Source organism: Chitinivorax sp. B (assembly GCF_005503445.1).
In the GTDB taxonomy this organism is placed as follows: domain Bacteria; phylum Pseudomonadota; class Gammaproteobacteria; order Burkholderiales; family SCOH01; genus Chitinivorax.
Window position 1 is genome coordinate 1 of record NZ_SCOH01000063.1, and the last position, 15,763, is coordinate 15,763.

The window sequence follows — 15,763 nt, forward strand, 5'->3', positions numbered from 1 at the left end:
CCTTTACATGAGAAAAATTGACTCCCCCCCGTTCAAATACCTCCCCCCCCTCAACCAACCGCGATATCCCGCCACCGCCTTCGGCACGTTGCCAACTATCCGTTATCCAGGCCATTTCATCCAATCTGGACAATGTTTCAACAATCTGTCCCTGCAGCTGAGTGAAATAGTCTTTAACCTGTGAAATGTCGATCATGTGTACAACCCAATCTGGTCCAGTATTAGCGCAATTTTCTCATGATTCTTCAAACAAAGCGGGTACATATAGATGTAAACACTTCCCACCGGACATCGGCAGCCCAAAAAACAAAAGCCCCACAAGAGTGAGGCTTTTGAATCAATGTCAACAGACAAACTAGACGTTGAATAAGAAATTCATTACGTCACCATCATGAACTACATACTCCTTGCCTTCTGAGCGCATCTTGCCAGCTTCCTTGGCACCTTGCTCCCCATTGAATTTGATGAAATCATCAAAAGCAATGGTCTGAGCACGAATGAAACCGCGTTCAAAATCGGTATGAATGACACCAGCAGCTTGAGGTGCAGTATCACCAACGTGAATTGTCCAAGCTCGAACCTCTTTGACACCTGCAGTAAAATAAGTCTGTAACCCCAACAATTTATAACCAGCACGAATCAGTCGATTCAAACCTGGCTCTTCCAAGCCCATGCTTTCCAAAAACTCCACCTTGTCAGCGTCATCCAGATCAGCAATTTCCGACTCAATCGCTGCACATAAGGCCACTACCGGCGCACCTTCTTTACTCGCCAATTCCGTCAGTCGATCCAAATGAGCATTATTGGTGAAACCATCCTCCGCCACGTTAGCAACATACATGGCTGGCTTGGCCGTTAACAGACACAAAGGCTTGATTAGCGCTTTTTCATCATCGCTTAGACCGGCACTACGCGCTGGTTTACCTTCATTCAAGTGCGGCAATAATTTATCCAATACAGCTGTCAGCTTTTGTGCTTCTTTATCGCCAGATTTGGCTTTTTTCCCTTCGCGCGCCTGGGCCTTTTCTACCGATGCCATGTCAGCAAGCGCCAATTCAGTACCAATTGTCTCAATATCGGCAATGGGATCAACACGACCAGCAACGTGCACAATGTTCTCATCTTCAAAACAACGAACCACATTGACGATGGCGTCCGTTTCGCGGATGTTGGCCAGAAACTGATTACCCAAACCCTCACCTTTGGATGCACCTGCCACCAAACCTGCTATGTCAACGAACTCAACTATTGCAGGTTGAATTTTTTGCGGTTTGACGATTTTAGATAACTCAGCCAAACGCACATCAGGTACCTCCACGATACCAACATTCGGTTCAATCGTGCAGAAAGGATAATTGGCAGCTTCAATTCCTGCTTTGGTCAATGCATTAAACAGGGTGGATTTACCGACGTTGGGCAAGCCAACAATGCCACATTTGAGACTCATGATGGATTTTCCATTGAAACGTTTTTCGGTTTGCTTGGCGTGTGCAATTGATGCATTGCCTTGGGGAAATCACCCCGTTTAAGCAATGGTAATACTTTTAGTGACAAGCTGATGGCGTCATTGATCACACGCTGCTCTTCGACCCTGGGTGGCTTCAGTACAAAGTTGGCTACCTCATTACGATCACCAGGATGGCCGATACCCAACCGTAATCGCCAGAAATGAGGTGTACCCAAGTGTGCAATGATATCTTTCAGGCCATTATGTCCCCCGTGGCCACCACCTTGCTTGAGCTTGGCGGATCCTGGCGGCAAATCGAGCTCGTCGTGCACCACTAGAATTTGCTCAGGCGTAACTTTGTAGAACCTGGCCAAACAGACAACAGCAATACCGCTACGGTTCATATAGGTTTGCGGTTGTAATAGCCATGTTTCTTGCTCAGCCAATCCGACCCTGGCAACCAAACCATGGAATTTGGCTTCATGACGCAATTGCACTTGCTCATCGTGTGCAATGCAGTCCACCCACCAAAAACCAGCATTATGCCGCGTATCGTGGTATTCGGCCCCAGGATTACCAAGCCCGACAATCAGTTTGATTCCGTTCGTCATCTAATTTACTTCCAGGCTACTTTCGTCAATATTAGCGGCATATTCACGGAAATGGCCTTAATAGCAAAACGGCTCGTTCCAAACTTAAGAGTTTGGTTACGAGCCGCTTCAGCTTTGAATCAGTGCTTATTCAGCAGCTGCTTCTTCGCCACCCAGCTTGCCAGAGCAGTTAGCAACAGTGTGGTTCTCCCCACGTGCCAACGCAATGATTTCTACACCATTCGGTAACTTAACATCCGATAAGTGTACTGAGCCACCTGCTTGCAGGCTGCTCAGATCTACTTCAATGAACTCAGGCAGGTCAGCAGGCAGGCAGCTTACGTCAACCTCATTCAAAACGTGGTTAATGATTCCACCAGCCAACTTCACACCAGGTGCAAGTTCAGCATTGGCAAAGTGCAGAGGCACTTTGATATGCAATTTTTCATTTGGGTTAACACGTTGGAAATCAACATGCAACACCAGTTGCTTGAAGCTGTGATGTTGAACGTCACGCAACAGTACTTTTTCAATTTTACCATCAACATTCAGGTTCAATACAGACGCATGGAATGCCTCAACGCGCAGCTGATGGAAAATTGCATTGTGGTCCAGACTGATAACAGTCGGCTCTGCACCACCACCGTAAACGATAGCGGGCACGCGACCTGCGTTGCGCAGGCGGCGGCTCGCACCCGAACCCTGCTCAACACGTGCTTGGGCAATGACTTCAAAGTTCATAGTTATACTCCAAATTTTGGATCATCCGCGACCAGATAATCCATTGAGATAAACGGCGCCGAAGTGCCGTGGGAAAAAACTCAATCAACAAATAATGAGCTGACTGATTCTTCGTTACTGATCCTGCGGACGGTTTCCGCTAGTAACGGAGCAATACTGACAGCACGAATACGGTCACATGCTGCCGCCTCATCAGTAAACGGAATCGTATCGGTTACTACCAGTTCGTCCAACTCGGAATTCTTAATCCGCTCAACAGCAGCACCAGACAACACCGGGTGAGTAGCATAAGCCAGAACACGCTCTGCACCATGTTGCTTCAGGGCTGCTGCGGCCTTGCACAAAGTATTTGCAGTATCAACCATGTCGTCCATAATCAGACAGGTTCGGCCAGCCACATCACCGATTATATGCATCACCTCAGCTACGTTGGCTTTGGGGCGACGCTTATCAATGATTGCCAAATCAGTATTCAATTGCTTGGCCATTGCACGAGCGCGCAATACCCCTCCTACATCGGGCGACACAACCAGCATGTTCTCATAGTTCTTTGAGCGAACATCAGCCAACAATACTGGCGTGGCGTAGATGTTATCAACCGGGATATCGAAGAAGCCTTGGATCTGGTCAGCGTGGAGATCAACTGTCAATACACGATCAACCCCAGCGCTACTCAACATATTGGCAACGACCTTCGCAGAAATCGGCACGCGGGCAGAACGAGGTCGGCGATCCTGACGAGCATAGCCAAAGTAGGGAATGGCTGCTGTAATGCGACCTGCAGACGCACGCTTAAGTGCATCAGCGATCAGCATGATTTCCATCAAATTGTCGTTTGTAGGCTGACAAGTGGATTGCAATACGAAAACGTCACGCCCACGGACATTTTCCAGCAACTCGACTGTCACTTCACCATCACTGAAACGGCCAACGGAGATGCGGCCCAACGAAATATCGAGATGGCGGACTACATCACCCGCCAGTTTTGGGTTGGCATTGCCGGTAAAAACCATTAATCCGTCATAAGCCACGTCATCACCTCGGCACATAACAAAAAAAGCGTGTAACGGGTTACACGCTTTTTCATTTTATCTGGCAGGGGAAGAAGGATTCGAACCTTCGAATGTCGGAATCAAAATCCGATGCCTTAACCAACTTGGCGACTCCCCTATTGGAGCTTACTTTACATCGAATAAAGCGGGTGATTATTCAACCCCCTTGCCACGACGCCCTTCATTTCAAGAGGCAGCGATTTAACCACATCTTCGGCAGCTTGTCTAGTTTTTAATTCAACAAATGCACAAGCACCGCTTCCTGACATTTTTGCCTCTCCGTACTGGTTCAGCAATTTTATTGCAGTATCGACTTCTTGATACTGCTCACACACAACCTTCTGCAAGTCATTCCGGGTTGGTGCGTCAGGAAAGGCCGCCACTTTAATAATCGGCGTGTCCCTTGTCAAGCGATCCGATGAAAAAATCTTTGCAGTTGGAACCTGTACAGGGGGAATCAATACCACATACCATGCATCAGGTAATTGAATTTTCTGAAATTGTTCGCCAACACCTTCAGCAAATGCATTTTGACCAAAAATGAATACAGGAACATCAGCCCCCAATTGCAAACCAATTGCCTGAAGTTGGGAGCGTGACAAATGCAATTCCCACAATCGATTCAGTGCAATCAAAGTTGTCGCTGCGTCTGAACTCCCTCCCCCCAGGCCTCCTCCCATAGGCAGGATCTTATCAATTGCAATGTCTACACCCAGTTTGCAGCCGGTTTGTTGCTGTAAAAGGTGTGCAGCTCTGATGATCAAATCATGATCGGTTGGCACACCCGGAACTTCGGTGAGCCGTGTGATCAAGCCGTCCTGCCGAAGACGAAAATGCAGGGTATCGGCAAAATCAATAAAGCGAAACGCCGTTTGCAGTAAGTGATACCCATCAGGACGGCGACCCACTACATGCAAAAATAAATTTAGTTTTGCCGGGGCTGGCAAAGAAAGATCAAAACCGTGTTGAGGAGAGTTCAGCATTCGATATCGACCAGGTATCCACCACCAAGCGGATTTCCAACAGCTTGCGCCGCATAATGATCTTGCCTGGCAAGGAATTATTATCAGGATAGTTTGTGTAAACGATAACCCAACCATTTTGATTGAGTTGGATAATCCGACCTTGTGAATCTTTTTGACTTTGCGACGGGGCATCCGGTATCGGCTGTGCCAGCACCCAATAACGCAAGCCCGTTAAAGGTAACTCCCAGCCTAATAGTTCCTTGCTCAAGGATTCAATGGTGCTGGCATGCTGAATATGCCCATCACCAAAATCAATACTGGCTCCTTGAGCATTTACCTGAAGCTTGGCAACAATGGAACCCAAGGGTGATCGCATTTCAACATCATCACTCGCGGGCAAATGACGCCAGCTGACATTTCCATGTTGACCACCCTTCTCATGCTTGACTCCCAACCGTCCTTGCAGCTCAAAGGCAGACGTTTCTACAGATACAGGAACAGTCGATTGTATACCTGTAATTGTCGGTACGCTTGAACAGGCAGCCAACAAAGTAGTGATACAAATGAGTAGTAACCGCTTCACAGGCCAAACTTCTTGATAACTTGCAAAAGTGCATCATGATCCGGATTTTGCTTAAGCGCGTCATTCCAGGTGTTCTTTGCATCCTGTCGACGCCCCATGGCCCACTGCACCTCACCAATATGAGCGGCAATTTCCGGATCTGGCCGAACTGAATAAGCTTTGTTGAGGTAAGTCAGGCCTTCCTCCAACTTGCCCATGCGAAATTTCACCCACCCCATACTATCAAGGATGAAGGGATCCTCCGGCTCCAGTTTCAGTGCTGATTCAATCAACTTCAAAGCCTCTTCATAACGCTTGGTACGATCGGCCAGCGTAAAACCCAGTGCATTCAAAACCATTGCACTTTCCGGCTTAACCTTGAGAACCGCACGCAAATCTTTTTCTGCTTGCTCGACCCGATCTAACTTTTCCGCAATCATTGCACGGTCATACAGCAAATCCACATTGGTCGGATACTTTCTTAATGAATCTGTTAGCAGACCGTAAGCGCGCTCGAACATTCTGGCTTCACGCATCAACTGTACCTGCATCTGAATCCAGCTGACTTGTTGATCGACTGATTTATGGGGACGGTCACTCAAGTGCTTGATCGCCTCCTCCAACCTCCCATCTGCCACCAACAGTTTAGAATAGCGAGCTTGGGCAGTTGCATAACGGTCACCCATGGGCACCAAGGCATATGCTTGACGGGCTTCTTCAGCACGTCCCAGATCTTCATATACCTGACCCATCATCAAGTACAAGGAAGCAGGTTCGCGTACACCGATCTCTTCAATCTTTTTAAGCGTATCCAGTGCCACTCCGGGCTCTTTCAGCTCCAACGAGATACTGGCAACTGCAAATAGCATATCCACGTTCTTCGGCTCACGTTCCACAATACGATTGAACTCATCACGGGCGGTAGTCCAATCTTTCTTTGCTGCCAGTATGCGTGCATAAGTACGACGAGCCTCCAGTGCATTGGGCTGCTTGTGCAAATAATCCGCCAGAAAATCCTTTGCAGCATCAACTGAGGTCTTATGTAACAACTGCGCATAATAGAGTGCGGCATGTTCCCATTCGGGCCGCAACGCCAGTGCCTGCTTAATTTCGGACTCTGCCAGTTGCGCCTCATTGGCACGAAGGGCTAGTGAACCCACTGTAAAACGGGCCTCAGCAGTAAACGGATAATCTGTTGCAAGTGTTTTTGCAAATTGCAGTGCCCCGGCTTTGTTCTGTTGCTTGATCAGTAAATCGTGAAGCTCCAACCAGACACGCGGCAAACCAACAGTTTGCTTAGCCAAAATGGCCTTCACCATTGGCAAAGCATCATCATACTTGCTGTGCCCAAGCAGCAGGCCAACCAAGACGCTTCGCGCGTTGGTTGATTCGGGCTCCAACTCGATCCACGTTCTGGCATTTTCCAAAGCCTGGGTCATACGGCCGCCTTGCATCGCAACTTCAGTGCCTCTTCGGGCAACGCGTGGGTCTTTGGTACGCTTGGTTAGCTCTGCAAAAGCGCTCGCAGCCACATCACCACGGCCGCGCTGTAACGCAACCTCGCCAACAAGATAATTGAACAAGATGTCATTTGTGAGCGCCTGCTTTGGCAGATTCGCGGATGGTGCTGGCATCACGACCGGTACCTCGTCATCCTCATCCGCTTCCTTTTCAGGTTGGGCCGCTGACTTTGTAGTTTGTGGATTTGTTTTATCCGTTACAGGTTGCTGCAATTGTGCACAGCCTGTCAGCAAGGCTAGCAGGGTCGCACAGTGAATCAATTTGACATTCATCACAATACTCACAAACTAAAAGGTGCATATCACGACATGGACAGCCAACATGAATGGTAGTTCGAAACCATATCGGCGAAACACTTTACCACCAGCCCACACCTATAACCCAGGTTTGTCGGATAACCGGATCAAAGGTCTGGATGTTGTTGGCAATGCATTACGCCCCTAATGTACTTAACTTCCGAGTAACAATCCAATACAGTATGCCCATCACCACGCCAACCCCGTACCAGATATGACACCCACTAAGCCCTCGCCCAATCCTAGCCAGATGGCCTGAGTTCAGACATCTCTTCAATCTACCGTTGGCTAGCCCGCAGTAGGCTGGTCGCAGCAGTTTTGTACCACACGCTTCATTCGTATTATCGTCCTTTTTAAAAGACTTGCGAGCTATGCCTGAACTACCTGAAGTGGAAACAACACGACGCGGGATTGAGCCGTGTATTAGTGGCCAAAAAATTCAGAATGTTGTCATCCGTAATCATGCGCTTAGGTGGCCAATTTCAGAGGAATTACCTCATAACCTGATAGGTAGTACGGTATTGAACGTTAACCGCCGCGCCAAATACCTTCTCATTAACGTTGGCCATGGTGGCATATTGATTCATCTCGGCATGTCAGGCAGTTTACGAATCGTTGCGGCAGAGACTCCACCCAAGAAGCATGATCATGTCGATATCATTTTCATTAATGACTATGCTTTACGACTACATGATCCGCGCCGATTTGGTGCCGTACTTTGGCAGCCAGGCGACCTTACCCAACATCCGTTATTAACAGCGCTTGGGCCTGAGCCCTTACTGACAGGATTCAATGCCCAATACCTGCATCAGGCCCTTCGAAAACGACAAATTGCCATTAAACCTGCCATCATGGACAACCACATTGTGGTCGGGGTTGGTAATATTTACGCCAGCGAATCTTTGTTTCGGGCTGGTATTCATCCTGCCACCATCGCCAACAAAGTCAGCCTGAGTCAATGTCAGAAGGTGGTTGACGCGATCAAGACGACATTAGAGGCAGCACTCATGGCAGGTGGAAGCACACTACGTGATTTCGTCAACAGCGATGGGGGCAGTGGATATTTTCAACTGCAAACAAATGTGTACGACCGTGCCGGGCAAGGCTGCAAGATATGCGGCAACGAAATCAGACAGATACGTCAAGGCCAGCGTTCCACTTTCTTTTGCCCGGGATGTCAGCATTAACATGTGTGGAAAGTGCAATATCCCTGCATCCGAGACAGGTGGCTGCTCCTTGCCGAAGAATGGCACCTAATGTGGTTTATGATTATGTTAGAGTGCAGTTTATTTTTAATCCGACAATATTGCTGGACGGAGGTTGAGCCCCATGCCAACAGACAATCTGATCGCCGATTTTGAAGCCTATAGCGGCTGGCGCACTGGCGTTTCGCAGAGTATCGGCACTTTCCAGAAGTGGCTGGGTGAGCAGGATCTTGGCGATGCGCAGATCGATATGCGCATACAACACCTGATCGACCGCCTGCGTGAAGACAAATTGAATGTGGCCTTTGTTGCCGAATTCTCACGTGGCAAATCAGAGCTGATCAACGCGATCTTCTTCTCAAATTATGGCCAGCGCATTCTGCCTTCATCCGCAGGTCGCACCACCATGTGTCCGACCGAGTTAATGTACGATCCGACACGTCCGTCTTCGATCCAGCTGCTGCCTATCGAAACCCGTGCAACCGACACCACGACATCTGAATACAAGCGCTATCCTGAAGAGTGGACTGTTATCCCGTTGGATGTAGATTCAGCGGAAGCAATGCAAGCGGCTTTTTTACAGGTAGGCGAAACCCGCAAGGTATCGGTTGAAGAGGCAACTCGGTTTGGGTTGTATCATGCTGAGAACCCAGATGATCAACTGGCGGTTGGTCGCGATGGTGAAATAGAGATTCCTTGCTGGCGTCACGCTATCATCAATTTCCCGCACCCGCTTTTGAAACAGGGACTGGTGATTCTGGATACCCCAGGCCTGAATGCGATCGGCACCGAACCCGAATTGACATTGAATTTGCTGCCTAATGCGCATGCAATCCTGTTCATTCTGGCTGCTGACACAGGAGTGACCAAGTCGGATATCGACGTTTGGCGCAATCATATTGGCAACCAAAGCGCCCGTAGTCGCGGTCGCGTGGTTGTTCTGAACAAAATTGATGGTTTGTGGGATCCGCTCAAGACTGATGGTGAAATTGACGCGGAAATTGACAAGCAAATCAGAACCAGCGCTGAATTGCTAGGCCTGAAGACATCACAAGTCTTCCCTGTCTCCGCACAAAAAGCCTTGGTAGCCAAGATCAATGAAGATCGTCCGTTGCTGGAAAAAAGTCAGATCGGCAAGTTGGAACGTGCCCTTTCTGATGAATTGATCCCTTCCAAGCAGGATATCGTTCGAGACAGTACGCAGAATGAAGTCGAAGATATCGTTTCAGGTGTTCGCCAGATTCTGAACTCCCGCAAGTCAGGTATTGTCGAGCAATTGCAGGAATTGAAAGGCCTGCGGGGCAAGAATCAGGATGTCATCGAACATATGATGGACAAGGTCAAGCAAGAGAAAGAGCATTTCGAGCGCGGCCTACAACGTTTCCAAGCGCTGCGTTCTGTGTTTTCGCAACAGACCAACATCCTGTTCGGCTTTCTGGGCATGGATAACCTGCGCGCCGAGATCAATAAGATTCGCGAAGAGATGGAAAGCAGTATGTTCTCTGCAGGTTTGACTGATGCGATGAATCGTTTCTTCAAGGAAACCAACGGTTCAATCGCCCGTTCTGCAGAACAGATAGCAGAAATCCAGTCGATGATGTCTGGAATGTACAAAAAGTTCAGTGAGGAGCATGGCCTGAGCCAAGTTTCGCCCACCCCATTTTCTACTTTAAAGTACCATAAAGAAATTGCCCGTTTGGAGCGTAGCTATAAAGAGCATTTCAATACATTGGGTAATATCATTTCCACAGGCAAGAACACGCTGACCCGCAAGTTCTTCGAGACCATTGCCAGTCGTGTTGTTTATGTATTTGAAGTTGCTAACCGTGATGTGGAAAACTGGCTGAAAACCATCATGTCACCAATGGAAACGCAGGTTCGCGAACATCAATTGCAACTACGCCGTCGCCTGGAAAGTGTCAAACGTATCCATCGTGCAACGGATACACTGGAAGATCGGATTGCGGAGTTGGAACAAATGGAAGCCAAAGTGAACGAACAGTTGGGCCAATTGGATCAATTCATGAAGGCAGCGTACCAAGCCTTGAATGACGATAGCTTGAATGAGCGATTCTCAGCTAATGCCGCCTGAATCTCCTCACTTTACCATTACAACGCCACGGCCGCCCGTGGCGTTGTTGTTTGTAGCTCTGTTACCATCATGACGATTTAATTGTGTGATACATCATGTCACTACTGGATACGCTTTGGTATCGATCGTCTGTCCTGGCGATCCCATTATTCCCGCTGACCTTGCTGTTTGGCAGTGTCTCCAGCATTCGTCGTGGCCTGTATCGAATTGGTGCACTGAAATCAGTTGCCTTACCGGTACCGGTGATCATTGTCGGGAATATCAGTGTAGGTGGGGCGGGTAAAACTCCCCTGACGATCTACTTGGCCAATCAGCTACAGGCCCTGGGCTTCAAACCAGGTATCGTTAGCCGAGGTTATGGCGGAACCACCAGCACGCCAACTGCTGTCAATGCAACCTCTGACCCTAAAGCAGTGGGAGATGAGCCAGTATTGATGGCTCGTCATAGTGATTGTCCTCTGGTGGTCGCACCAGATCGCGCCGCCGCAGCGCAACACTTATTACAACAATTTCCAGCATGTAATGTGATTCTGTGCGATGACGGCCTACAGCATTATCGTCTTCGCCGCGATATCGAATTGTGTGTGGTTGATGCAACCCGCGGTTTTGGCAACGGACTGTTGTTACCAGCCGGCCCATTGCGGGAAACCCCCAGGCGGCTTAAAGAAGTCACTGCGATCATCCTGAATGGCTCCCCGACAGTGAACTTGCCAACCCATCGCCCACTGTTTCGCATGCACCTAGTCGGTCATCGATTTACTCATTTGATTGAACCCAACCAACAAGTTGAGGCAAATCATTTCGCGGACAAGAAAGTAGTCGCCGTAGCAGGCATCGGGAACCCGCAACGTTTTTTTGATTATTTGCAGGCACTTGGATTGACACCAAGCTGTCACGCATTTCCAGACCATCATCCATTTTCAATGGATGAATTAGCCTTCCCAGACGCTGATATCATCGTCATGACTGAAAAAGATGCGGTTAAATGTTGCGGCGCAAAAGATGTTAGAATCTGGACACTACCCGTGTCCGCAACCTTGGAGCCAGACTTGGCTGAATTTGTTGTGGAACAACTGAGGAAATTGAATGGACGCTAAGTTGCTTGAAATCCTGGTTTGCCCAATTTGCAAAGGCCCACTCGTTTTTAAGAAGAGCGAGCAGGAACTGATTTGTAAGGCCGATCGCCTCGCTTTCCCAATTAAAGACGGCATCCCAGTGATGTTGGAAGAAGAAGCGCGCCAACTGTTGGCCGAAGAAGAAGTTTGATAGCGGCATTGGCATGACTACGTTCGTTATCGTCATTCCTGCCCGATTTGCCTCATCTCGTTTGCCAGGTAAACCACTAGCGGATATACATGGTAAACCAATGATTGTGCGTGTGGCAGAACAAGCGGCACGTTCAGCGGCTGCAGCCATTCATATTGCCACTGACCATGAAGGCGTATCCGATGTATGTCGACAGGCTGGTTGGTCAGTTCTAATGACTGCTGCCTATCATGCTTCAGGTACAGACAGATTGGCAGAAGTTGTCGATTTGCTGGCATTGGACGACGATACCATCGTCGTCAATGTGCAGGGCGACGAGCCATTGATTGATCCCTCGCTGATCAACGCTGTTGCCGAACAACTGTCGGCTCACCCACATGCACCGATGGCAACAGCTTGCCACCCGGTGGATACAGATGCTGCGCAGATGTTCAACCCGAACGTGGTCAAGGTTGTACTGGATCACCAGGGCGATGCGCTGTATTTCAGCCGCGCCCCAATCCCGTACGCACGGGATGCCTTCGCCCGAAACCGCGAAACACTGCCGGCAGACCTACCAGTTTTCCGTCACATTGGCATCTATGCGTATCGCGCACATTTCCTACGCACTTATCGCTCTTTGTCGCCATGCGCCATTGAGCAGTTCGAGGCATTGGAACAATTGCGTGTGATGTGGCATGGTCACAAGATCAGTGTTCATGTCTCCGATCACCCGCCTGCACCGGGAGTCGACACCCCGGAAGACCTTGAGCGTGTCCGCGCGGTGGTTGCGAGTAATTGATCGGCTGATTTCGAACATGTCTGCAACACGGTATGAAATCGGAATGGCTTGCATAGTTACAGGTTTGGAATCTGCCCCGGATGGCAATGGTGACATGCGGAATCCGGCAGGTTTCTAAAGAGAGAGGACGGTCCACCGTCCTGCATAAAATAAGGGAAGCACATGAAACTCATTCTTTTGGGCGCTCCGGGAGCAGGCAAAGGCACGCAGGCCAAGTTTATCTGCGAAAAATTCGGCATCCCGCAAATCTCTACTGGCGATATGCTGCGTGCAGCGGTCAAGGCAGGTACCCCATTGGGCATCGAAGCCAAGAAGATCATGGATGCAGGTGGCCTGGTTCGTGACGATATCATTATTGGCCTGGTCAAAGAACGCATTGCTCAGCCCGACTGTGCCAATGGCTTCCTGTTTGATGGCTTTCCACGCACCATTCCTCAGGCTGATGCCATGCGTGAAGCTGGTGTGGCGCTGGATTATGTGGTGGAAATCGATGTGCCAGATAGCGCCATCGTTGAACGCATGAGTGGCCGCCGCGTCCACTTGCCGTCCGGTCGGACCTATCACGTCAAGTTTAACCCTCCTAAAATTGAAGGTCAGGATGACGAAACTGGTGAACCGCTGGTACAACGTGACGATGATCAGGAAGAAACGGTAAAGAAACGTCTTGCTGTCTATCATGAACAGACCGAAGTACTGGTTGGCTACTACTCGCAAATCGCAGCGAGTGGTGTTGCCGATGCACCGCGCTATGTCAAAGTAGCAGGTGTAGGTGCCGTGGAATCCATCCGCGATACTGTGTTCAAGGCATTGGGTACCTGATCCTCAGTCGCCTCATCAAAACGCCCTGTTCTTCAGGGCGTTTTTTTCAACGGCTACCAAGCACATCAACACCAAGCCTGCATTGAATGGAACGCTCCTGATGTCCACCACTGTTGTACTGTTTGATCTTGACGATACCTTGTTCGACCACCAATACGCTGCTCACATGGCATTGAAGACAGTACATGCCGAGTTTGTTGCCAAGACCCATATCCCGTTTGAAGTGTTCGAAAATGTACACTGGGAACTGATGGATACACTGCATCGACACATAGTGTCGGGCGAGATGAGTCTGGACCAAGTGCGCGTACTGCGTTTCCAGCAATTACTGGCCAGATTCGATCTGGACCTACCTCACTCGCCTCTACAGTTAGCCAACCGGCAGCGTTCGGTCTTTCTGGATAATCGCCAACTGATACCAGGAGCCCAAGCATTGCTCATAGCGTTGCGACAGCAAGGCATACAAATTGGTATTATCACCAACAATACATTGAACGAACAGGTTGATAAGCTTGCACATTTGGGGATTGCAGATTTCATTGATCAGTTGATCACGGTCGATGTCGTCGGGGTCGGTAAGCCAGAACCTGATATTTTCCACTTTGCATTAGCCCGTCACCGTTGCGACCCTGATCAAGCAGTCATGGTTGGAGACAGTTGGGAAAACGATATCCAAGGCGCAGCTAATGCCGGGATTCGTTCCGTCTGGCTCAATCGCCGACATCTACCTCGTGCCAGCAACACACCTTGCAGTGAAATTCATCATTTGACACCCACTGACAAGACGGTAGCAGTGATACTTGGTCACAATCAGAACAACTGATTTCATATCTTGCCAGCCCAAAATGACCGCCGCACAATATCTATTCGCCCTTTTCCTGGAAAAGGTACCTTGAGATGCCAGCGTAGCCTACAGTAGCTTTGTTATCACTTCCGAACATTGCCTTGGCCCAAGGTGCTGAGCAACCTTGGAAAACGTTTCCAGACTGGCCTGACTGACTGCCAATCTTGGTGGAACAGTTTAAATCAAACAAGTAAAGACCATGCCACGCAACGCCCTCTATGCCCAAGCTGGTGGCCCCAGTGCCGTCATCAATGCTTCTGCCGCCGGCATGATTCGGGCCTGTCGGCAATCTAGTCAGATTGATAAGGTATTTGCTGCCCACTTTGGTGTATTGGGTGCATTACATGAAGACCTGATTGATACAGATATGTTTGACGAGATTACGCTAGACCAGTTGAAGGGTACACCTGCTGCTGCATTTGGCGCCTGTCGCCATGTATTGCGGGATATTGACGATGACCCTCGAGAATATCAACGTCTGATGGATGTATTTGCAGCTCACGATATCGGCTATTTCTTCTACAACGGGGGGGGTGGCTCTGCACATGCCTGTTTATCAATTGCCAATGCCTCACACCAATTGGGTTACCCTGTCGTAGCAGTGCATGTGCCCAAAACCATTGATAACGACTTGCTGTACACAGACTGCTCGCCGGGCTTCGGCTCTGCTGCCAAATATGTAGCCATTTCAATGCGAGAGGCCAGCATAGACTTGGCTTGCATGTCACATACCTCCAGCAAGGTGTTCATTCTCGAAACTATGGGCCGTTACGCAGGTTGGCTGGTTGGCGCCTGCGGTCTGGCGGCAGACCACACCAATGATGGCCCACACATTCTGCTGTTTCCGGAAATTCCATTCGATGAAAGGCAGTTCTTGCAAACCGTAACAGCTACAGTAGAGCGAGTAGGTTATTGCTCGATAGCAGTTGCGGAAGGTTTGCGCGATACAGCAGGCAACACGATTCATGCCACCGGCGCCAAAGATGCCGCCGGCGACCGTCAGTTGGGAGGTGTCGCCCCAATGCTGGCCAACTTGGTGAGCAGCCAGTTAGGTTACAAATGCCATTGGGCAGTGGCCGATTATTTGCAACGAGCAGCCCGCCACATCGCCTCTGCCACTGACGTCGCCCAAGCTTATGCCGTAGGCGAGGCAGCCGTTGCCATGGCGCTGGATGGACGCCACGGTCTGATGCCTGCCATACGTCGTTTAAGCGATATCCCCTACCAATGGGACATTATTGGTGTACCTCTGCAGGATGTGATAACCGGCGACCGCTTCGTACCACGAGAATTCATTGCCGACGATGGCTTACACCTGAGTGATGCGGGCCGACGCTATCTACAGCCCTTGATTGAAGGCGAAGACATACCAACCTTCGCTCGTGGCTTACCACAGTATTTCCGCCCGCCGCATGAACGTGTAACAAAGCGCTTACCGGAGTTTACGCTTTAACTTAACGTGTGACGTACTTAGAACCGCTAACAAAACCCAGCGAAGTGGTTCTGGTTAGGCGTGCAAACAAAGGCAGTACGAGCGTACGACGAGTTTGCACAACAACACCAGAAGGGTTTTGTTAGCGGC

17 protein-coding genes and 1 tRNA gene are annotated in these 15,763 nt (G+C 49.5%); 9 read left to right on the forward strand and 9 right to left on the reverse strand.

From position 1 onward, the window contains the following. The 9 genes from FFS57_RS22905 to FFS57_RS22945 all read right to left on the reverse strand — a co-directional run. Nucleotides 1-196 (reverse strand): coproporphyrinogen III oxidase (locus FFS57_RS22905; protein WP_137940165.1); only part of this gene is annotated, 196 nt, incomplete at its 3' end. A 159-nt stretch (nt 197-355) separates the two neighbouring features. Beyond that, nucleotides 356-1,447, reverse strand: a complete 1,092-nt coding sequence (ychF, locus tag FFS57_RS22910; RefSeq protein ID WP_137940166.1) for a redox-regulated ATPase YchF — start codon at nt 1,445-1,447, stop codon at nt 356-358. Continuing rightward, nucleotides 1,444-2,058, reverse strand: a complete 615-nt coding sequence (pth, locus tag FFS57_RS22915; RefSeq protein ID WP_137940167.1) for an aminoacyl-tRNA hydrolase — start codon at nt 2,056-2,058, stop codon at nt 1,444-1,446. Before pth ends, ychF begins: the two co-directional genes overlap by 4 nt. Before the next feature lie 126 nt (nt 2,059-2,184). Further along, a complete protein-coding gene (locus tag FFS57_RS22920; protein WP_137940168.1) occupies nt 2,185-2,778 on the reverse strand; it encodes a 50S ribosomal protein L25/general stress protein Ctc in 594 nt (197 codons plus the stop codon). Between the two features lie 80 nt (nt 2,779-2,858). Continuing rightward, nucleotides 2,859-3,791, reverse strand: coding sequence for a ribose-phosphate pyrophosphokinase (locus FFS57_RS22925; protein ID WP_249384135.1), 933 nt, complete (start codon nt 3,789-3,791; stop codon nt 2,859-2,861). 80 nt (nt 3,792-3,871) lie between these two features. Then, a tRNA-Gln gene (locus tag FFS57_RS22930) sits at nt 3,872-3,948 on the reverse strand. 13 nt (nt 3,949-3,961) lie between these two features. Beyond that, nucleotides 3,962-4,813: a 4-(cytidine 5'-diphospho)-2-C-methyl-D-erythritol kinase gene (gene ispE, locus FFS57_RS22935; RefSeq protein ID WP_137940170.1), complete on the reverse strand. Its 852-nt coding sequence runs from the start codon at nt 4,811-4,813 to the stop codon at nt 3,962-3,964. Continuing rightward, on the reverse strand, nt 4,785-5,378 hold the full coding sequence (gene lolB, locus FFS57_RS22940; RefSeq protein WP_137940171.1) for a lipoprotein insertase outer membrane protein LolB: 594 nt from the start codon (nt 5,376-5,378) through the stop codon (nt 4,785-4,787). The genes ispE and lolB overlap by 29 nt, the downstream gene beginning before the upstream one ends. After that, nucleotides 5,375-7,150, reverse strand: coding sequence for a tetratricopeptide repeat protein (locus FFS57_RS22945; RefSeq protein WP_137940172.1), 1,776 nt, complete (start codon nt 7,148-7,150; stop codon nt 5,375-5,377). The genes lolB and FFS57_RS22945 overlap by 4 nt, the downstream gene beginning before the upstream one ends. Nucleotides 7,151-7,199: 49 nt before the next feature. Here FFS57_RS22945 and FFS57_RS26130 point away from each other — a divergent pair, with 49 nt between their 5' ends. The 9 genes from FFS57_RS26130 to FFS57_RS22985 all read left to right on the forward strand — a co-directional run bounded on the left by FFS57_RS26130 (nt 7,200) and on the right by FFS57_RS22985 (nt 15,634). Then, nucleotides 7,200-7,322 (forward strand): hypothetical protein, encoded by a 123-nt coding sequence (locus FFS57_RS26130; protein ID WP_283204925.1) that lies wholly within the window; start codon nt 7,200-7,202, stop codon nt 7,320-7,322. A 223-nt stretch (nt 7,323-7,545) separates the two neighbouring features. Continuing rightward, a complete protein-coding gene (gene mutM, locus FFS57_RS22950) occupies nt 7,546-8,361 on the forward strand; it encodes a bifunctional DNA-formamidopyrimidine glycosylase/DNA-(apurinic or apyrimidinic site) lyase (RefSeq protein WP_137940173.1) in 816 nt (271 codons plus the stop codon). A 142-nt stretch (nt 8,362-8,503) separates the two neighbouring features. After that, nucleotides 8,504-10,471: a dynamin family protein gene (locus FFS57_RS22955; RefSeq protein ID WP_137940174.1), complete on the forward strand. Its 1,968-nt coding sequence runs from the start codon at nt 8,504-8,506 to the stop codon at nt 10,469-10,471. 95 nt (nt 10,472-10,566) lie between these two features. After that, on the forward strand, nt 10,567-11,568 hold the full coding sequence (lpxK, locus tag FFS57_RS22960) for a tetraacyldisaccharide 4'-kinase (protein WP_137940175.1): 1,002 nt from the start codon (nt 10,567-10,569) through the stop codon (nt 11,566-11,568). After that, nucleotides 11,558-11,737: a Trm112 family protein gene (locus tag FFS57_RS22965; RefSeq protein ID WP_137940176.1), complete on the forward strand. Its 180-nt coding sequence runs from the start codon at nt 11,558-11,560 to the stop codon at nt 11,735-11,737. The genes lpxK and FFS57_RS22965 overlap by 11 nt, the downstream gene beginning before the upstream one ends. A 13-nt stretch (nt 11,738-11,750) precedes the next feature. Beyond that, a complete protein-coding gene (kdsB, locus tag FFS57_RS22970) occupies nt 11,751-12,518 on the forward strand; it encodes a 3-deoxy-manno-octulosonate cytidylyltransferase (protein WP_137940177.1) in 768 nt (255 codons plus the stop codon). Nucleotides 12,519-12,680: 162 nt separating this feature from the next. Next, nucleotides 12,681-13,337: an adenylate kinase gene (gene adk / locus FFS57_RS22975; protein WP_137940178.1), complete on the forward strand. Its 657-nt coding sequence runs from the start codon at nt 12,681-12,683 to the stop codon at nt 13,335-13,337. A 100-nt stretch (nt 13,338-13,437) separates the two neighbouring features. Then, entirely contained in the window at nt 13,438-14,160 is a 723-nt protein-coding gene (locus tag FFS57_RS22980; RefSeq protein WP_137940179.1) for an HAD family hydrolase, read from the forward strand. A 220-nt stretch (nt 14,161-14,380) separates the two neighbouring features. Next, complete coding sequence (locus tag FFS57_RS22985; RefSeq protein WP_137940180.1) at nt 14,381-15,634, forward strand: 6-phosphofructokinase; 1,254 nt, start codon at nt 14,381-14,383, stop codon at nt 15,632-15,634. The last annotated feature ends 129 nt before the right edge of the window (nt 15,635-15,763 follow it).

Excerpts from the sequence above, each read along its gene's own strand:
- ychF (WP_137940166.1), bottom strand. The coding sequence starts at position 1,447 with ATGAGTCTCAAATGTGGCATTGTTGGCTTGCCCAACGTCGGTAAATCC.
- pth (WP_137940167.1), bottom strand. The coding sequence starts at position 2,058 with ATGACGAACGGAATCAAACTGATTGTCGGGCTTGGTAATCCTGGGGCC.
- FFS57_RS22920 (WP_137940168.1), bottom strand. The coding sequence starts at position 2,778 with ATGAACTTTGAAGTCATTGCCCAAGCACGTGTTGAGCAGGGTTCGGGT.
- FFS57_RS22925 (WP_249384135.1), bottom strand. The coding sequence starts at position 3,791 with ATGGTTTTTACCGGCAATGCCAACCCAAAACTGGCGGGTGATGTAGTC.
- ispE (WP_137940170.1), bottom strand. The coding sequence starts at position 4,813 with ATGCTGAACTCTCCTCAACACGGTTTTGATCTTTCTTTGCCAGCCCCG.
- FFS57_RS22945 (WP_137940172.1), bottom strand. The coding sequence starts at position 7,150 with ATGAATGTCAAATTGATTCACTGTGCGACCCTGCTAGCCTTGCTGACA.
- FFS57_RS26130 (WP_283204925.1), top strand. The coding sequence starts at position 7,200 with ATGAATGGTAGTTCGAAACCATATCGGCGAAACACTTTACCACCAGCC.
- mutM (WP_137940173.1), top strand. The coding sequence starts at position 7,546 with ATGCCTGAACTACCTGAAGTGGAAACAACACGACGCGGGATTGAGCCG.
- FFS57_RS22955 (WP_137940174.1), top strand. The coding sequence starts at position 8,504 with ATGCCAACAGACAATCTGATCGCCGATTTTGAAGCCTATAGCGGCTGG.
- lpxK (WP_137940175.1), top strand. The coding sequence starts at position 10,567 with ATGTCACTACTGGATACGCTTTGGTATCGATCGTCTGTCCTGGCGATC.
- FFS57_RS22965 (WP_137940176.1), top strand. The coding sequence starts at position 11,558 with ATGGACGCTAAGTTGCTTGAAATCCTGGTTTGCCCAATTTGCAAAGGC.
- kdsB (WP_137940177.1), top strand. The coding sequence starts at position 11,751 with ATGACTACGTTCGTTATCGTCATTCCTGCCCGATTTGCCTCATCTCGT.
- adk (WP_137940178.1), top strand. The coding sequence starts at position 12,681 with ATGAAACTCATTCTTTTGGGCGCTCCGGGAGCAGGCAAAGGCACGCAG.
- FFS57_RS22980 (WP_137940179.1), top strand. The coding sequence starts at position 13,438 with ATGTCCACCACTGTTGTACTGTTTGATCTTGACGATACCTTGTTCGAC.
- FFS57_RS22985 (WP_137940180.1), top strand. The coding sequence starts at position 14,381 with ATGCCACGCAACGCCCTCTATGCCCAAGCTGGTGGCCCCAGTGCCGTC.